Below are 4,197 nucleotides of genomic sequence, written 5' to 3' on the forward strand. Positions count from 1 at the left end.
CATTATTTTTAAGAGGTTCTTATGGTAAGGGATGGCCAGTTGAAAAATTAAAGGTAAAAATGTAATTATAGTAGCAGGAGGAACAGGGGTTGCTCCAGTAAGAAGTATGATAAATATGTTTTTTAATGATGAAAACTTCGTTCCCTCTATAAACGGGAAGATATTAACGAATAAATAAACTATTCAAACACTCCCCCGTTCTTAAATCGACAAACCGTTGGTTGGTGGTAAGGCTATTTAATCCGCCACGCTCAGCAATCCAACGCCCTGTTTTGAGGTAGGTGAGTGAGGTTAAAATTCTTGGGTCAAGTTCTGTTTTTTCTAAGCCTGTATAAAGACAGGTTGCCAGCCCCTCGGCTTGTGCTATTTTGAGCAATGGAATGAGTTTTTCAGGCAACCATTCACCGCCCATAAACAGCACGCAAGTGATAAAACCTTGGTATTTTTTGAGCTGTTCGGCAAGGTAAATCTCCGTCAAAATTTGACCGCTTCCACGTTTCCAGCTCTCGGTACTGTGGCAACCTTTGCAACCTAAAGGGCAGCCTGTAATCAAAAAAGCGAGGCTGGTTTCATTCGGCACTTCTTGCCAAACAACTTGTTGATTGCAAAATCTAATTTCTTCCATTTTAAAATTAAATCACTATATGTTGTGTTTTTATAAACCAATAACAACAATATATAGATATGCTACGATTTTTCTTAAAAAAAGAAAATCAGAAAATTTGCACGAAAGGGGTTGCAAAATTTTTAGTTAAATAAAATCAAAGAGATAAACCCAGAAAATTTTTCAGGTTAATTTTGCGTTAATTTGCGTTAAAAAATGGGTAAAAATGTTACAGTTTTGGTAAGCGGTTGAATTTCTTCTATTTTTTGCAAGGCTAATATTTTATTCATTGAAATTACCCCGTTTTTTCTATTGTTCACACTGCCAAAAAACGGGATAATAAGCACATTTTTTTAATATTGAATGTGAATTTGGGTGTGGAAAATGGTGGATTATCTTCTTCTGATTATAGGCACGGCACTCATAAACAACTTTGTCTTGGTGAAATTTCTTGGGCTTTGTCCGTTTATGGGGGTATCGAAAAAAGTCGAAACAGCGATCGGTATGGGATTGGCAACAACGTTCGTACTGACGGTGGCATCACTGTCGGCTTATTTGACGGAGACATTTATCCTCATTCCGCTGCAAGCCCAATTTTTACGCACACTTGTTTTCATTTTAATTATTGCGGTCATAGTGCAATTAACCGAGATGATTATCCACAAAACAAGTCCTGCGCTTTATCGCCTGCTTGGGATCTACCTACCGCTGATTACGACCAACTGCGCTGTATTAGGAGTGGCGTTGTTGAATGTAAATCTTGCCAATAACTTGGTGCAATCAGTGCTTTATGGCTTTGGTGCCGCACTTGGCTTTTCACTTGTTTTAGTGCTTTTTGCCGCACTGCGTGAACGCTTGGCGGCAGCAGATGTGCCTCGTCCGTTCCAAGGCGCTTCAATTGCGCTGGTCACTGCAGGCTTGATGTCGCTTGCCTTTATGGGCTTTGCAGGGTTGGTGAAAATCTAATGTTAGCCTTTTCCATTGTGACTTATATTATTATCGCCATCGTGGTTATCGCCTTGATTTTTGGGGCAATTTTGGGCTATTCCTCTGTAAAATTGAAAGTGGAAGAAGACCCAATTGTCGAGAAAATTGATGCGATTTTACCGCAAAGCCAATGTGGACAATGTGGCTACCCTGGCTGCAAACCTTATGCGGAAGCCATTGCCAATGGCGATGTGATTACCAAATGCGTGCCAGGTGGTCAGCCTTTAGTGGTCAAAATTGCTGATCTATTGGGCGTTGAAGTGCCAACTATGGATGGCGTAGAAGAACCCGAAACCAAAGTCGCGTTTATTCACGAAGATCTCTGCATTGGCTGCACTAAATGTATTCAAGCCTGCCCTGTGGATGCGATTGTAGGTGGCAACAAGGCAATGCATACCGTTATTGCTGATTTTTGTACTGGCTGTGAGCTCTGTGTTGCCCCTTGCCCAACCAACTGTATTGAGATGATTAAACCGAAGAAAACTGCTCAACAGTGGAACTGGCAATTTGACCCAAATTTGGTCATTCCAATTGTGAATACGACAGAAATTCAACAGAAAAAAGTAATTGGCGGAGGGGCTGATGAGTAATCCAAATGATGTACTTGCTCGCATTCGCTTGAATAAAGAAACAGGCAAACTTTGGCAATTTCCTGGCGGAATTCACCCGCTTGAGAACAAAAAACAGTCAAGCCAAAAGCCAATTCGTACACTCAATTTACCTAAATATTTTTATGTACCCGTGGTACAACATTCTGGCTGGGCAGGCGATCTGATCGTCAAAGAGGGCGATTATGTCTTTAAAGGGCAAGCCCTCACGCAAGGCAATCATTATCGTCAATTGCCTGTACATGCACCGACATCGGGCAGAGTGGTAGCAATTGCCCCACACGTGGCATCACACGCTTCTGGTTTACCAGAAATAACCGTAGTGATTGAAACTGACGGCAAAGATGAGTGGATTGAACGTAAGCCAATTGACGATTTCTTGCAGATGACAAGCGGTGAAATTATCGAAAAAGTTTACCGATATGGTATTGCTGGATTAGGTGGAGCGGTGTTTCCAACAGCATCCAAACTTAGCCTTGCAGATAAACGCTGTAAACTATTGATTATCAACGGGGCGGAGTGTGAACCTTACATTACCTGTGATGATCGCTTAATGCAAGAGCGTGCTGATGAGCTGGTTGAAGGCATCCGTATTTTGCGTTACGTGCTGCGTCCTGAAGAAGTCGTGATTGCGATTGAGGATAACAAGCCAAAAGCGATCAAAGCGGTCAAAAAAGCCTTGAAAGGTGCAAATGATATGTTTGTGCGTGAAATTCCGACCAAATATCCATCTGGCGCGAGTGATCAGCTTGTGCAGGTATTAACAGGTTTAGAAATTCCACAAGGCAAACGTACCATCGAAATGGGTATTGTGATGCACAATATCGGCACTGTCTATGCAGTAAAACGTGCCATCATTGATGATGAGCCGTTAATTGAACGCGTGGTAACCCTTACAGGCGATAAAATCCGTAATAAAGGCAACGTGTGGGCAAGACTTGGCACACCGATTATTCACTTGCTCGAACAGGTGGATTATCAGGCTGATGCACGTTTCCCTGTCTTTTTAGGCGGGCCGATGACGGGCTTTATTTTGCCTTCGCTACAATCACCTATCACCAAAACAGCGAACTGTATTATCGCTCCAGATCATTTTGAATATGCACCACCAGAGCCTGAACGCAGCTGTATTCGTTGCTCAAGCTGTTCGGATGCTTGCCCTGTTGGTTTATTACCGCAACAGCTTTACTGGTTTGCCCGTTCAGAAGATCACGAAAAATCTAACGAATACCACTTAGAGGCTTGTATTGAGTGCGGCATCTGTGCTTACGTCTGCCCAAGTTACATTCCTCTTATTCAATATTTCCGCCAAGAAAAAGCCAAAATTGCAGAAATAGAAGAGAAGACGAAGAAATCGGAAGAAGCAAAAGAGCGTTTTGAAGCCCGTGAAGCTCGCTTGCAGAAAGAGAAAGAGGCACGCACTGCTAGAATTAACCAAGCGGCTGAAAAACGCCGTGAAGAGATCGCTCAAAATCAAGGTGAAGATCCTGTGGCAGCCGCGCTAGCTCGTATTAAAGCAAAAAAAGCGGAGCCTACAGCCGAAGTTCATGTGAAAGCCAATGGCGAACCTGATAACAGCGATTTGATGGCACAACGCAAAGCTCGCCGCTTAGCGAAACAGGCAGAGACTACACAAGCGGTTGAAAAAGTTGAAGAAACTGTAAAGCCAGCTGAAAACCCAGCAGAGAACCTAGATTCGAAAAAAGCTGCGGTTGCCGCAGCACTTGCTCGTGCTAAAGCAAAAAAAGAAGCACAACAGGCACAAGCGGTTGAAAAAACGGAAGAAGTTACAAAACCTACTGAAGAACTTGACCCACGTAAAGCTGCTGTGGCTAAGGCGATTGCTCGTGCTAAAGCGAAAAAAGAGGCTCAGCAACAAGTACAAGCGGTTGAAAAAACCGAAGAAGCTACAAAACCTACTGAAGAGCTTGATCCGCGTAAAGCTGCTGTGGCTGAGGCGATTGCTCGTGCAAAAGCGAAGAAAGAGGCACAGCAAGC

General features: G+C 43.2%; 5 protein-coding genes. 4 read left to right on the forward strand and 1 reads right to left on the reverse strand.

Annotated features, from left to right (window positions below; genetic code table 11):
• The first annotated feature begins 67 nt into the window (after positions 1–67).
• Positions 68–178 carry a hypothetical protein gene (locus KH943_RS10180; RefSeq protein WP_368493507.1) on the forward strand — a complete coding sequence of 37 codons (111 nt, stop codon included), beginning with the start codon at positions 68–70 and terminating at the stop codon, positions 176–178.
• Here KH943_RS10180 and nrdG read toward each other — a convergent pair.
• Positions 164–625, reverse strand: coding sequence for an anaerobic ribonucleoside-triphosphate reductase activating protein (nrdG, locus tag KH943_RS09385; RefSeq protein WP_119223142.1), 462 nt, complete (start codon positions 623–625; stop codon positions 164–166). The two genes, KH943_RS10180 and nrdG, sit on opposite strands and share 15 nt — an antisense overlap.
• A 363-nt stretch (positions 626–988) precedes the next feature.
• Between nrdG and rsxA the strand changes: the two genes are divergently transcribed.
• The 3 genes from rsxA to rsxC all read left to right on the forward strand — a co-directional run.
• Complete coding sequence (gene rsxA / locus KH943_RS09390) at positions 989–1,570, forward strand: electron transport complex subunit RsxA (RefSeq protein WP_304110338.1); 582 nt, start codon at positions 989–991, stop codon at positions 1,568–1,570.
• Positions 1,570–2,181, forward strand: coding sequence for an electron transport complex subunit RsxB (rsxB, locus tag KH943_RS09395; protein WP_304110339.1), 612 nt, complete (start codon positions 1,570–1,572; stop codon positions 2,179–2,181). Before rsxA ends, rsxB begins: the two co-directional genes overlap by 1 nt.
• On the forward strand, positions 2,174–4,197 hold a 2,024-nt coding region (gene rsxC, locus KH943_RS09400; protein ID WP_304110340.1), incomplete at its 3' end, for an electron transport complex subunit RsxC. The genes rsxB and rsxC, both read left to right, overlap by 8 nt.

The sequence above is a fragment of the Haemophilus parahaemolyticus genome, from assembly GCF_018373095.1.
In the GTDB taxonomy this organism is placed as follows: Bacteria; Pseudomonadota; Gammaproteobacteria; order Enterobacterales; family Pasteurellaceae; genus Haemophilus_A; species Haemophilus_A parahaemolyticus_A.

What these genes read in the sequence shown, in the direction of transcription:
- nrdG (WP_119223142.1), bottom strand. Translation starts at nt 625, where the DNA reads ATGGAAGAAATTAGATTTTGCAATCAACAAGTTGTTTGGCAAGAAGTG.
- rsxB (WP_304110339.1), top strand. Translation starts at nt 1,570, where the DNA reads ATGTTAGCCTTTTCCATTGTGACTTATATTATTATCGCCATCGTGGTT.
- rsxA (WP_304110338.1), top strand. Translation starts at nt 989, where the DNA reads ATGGTGGATTATCTTCTTCTGATTATAGGCACGGCACTCATAAACAAC.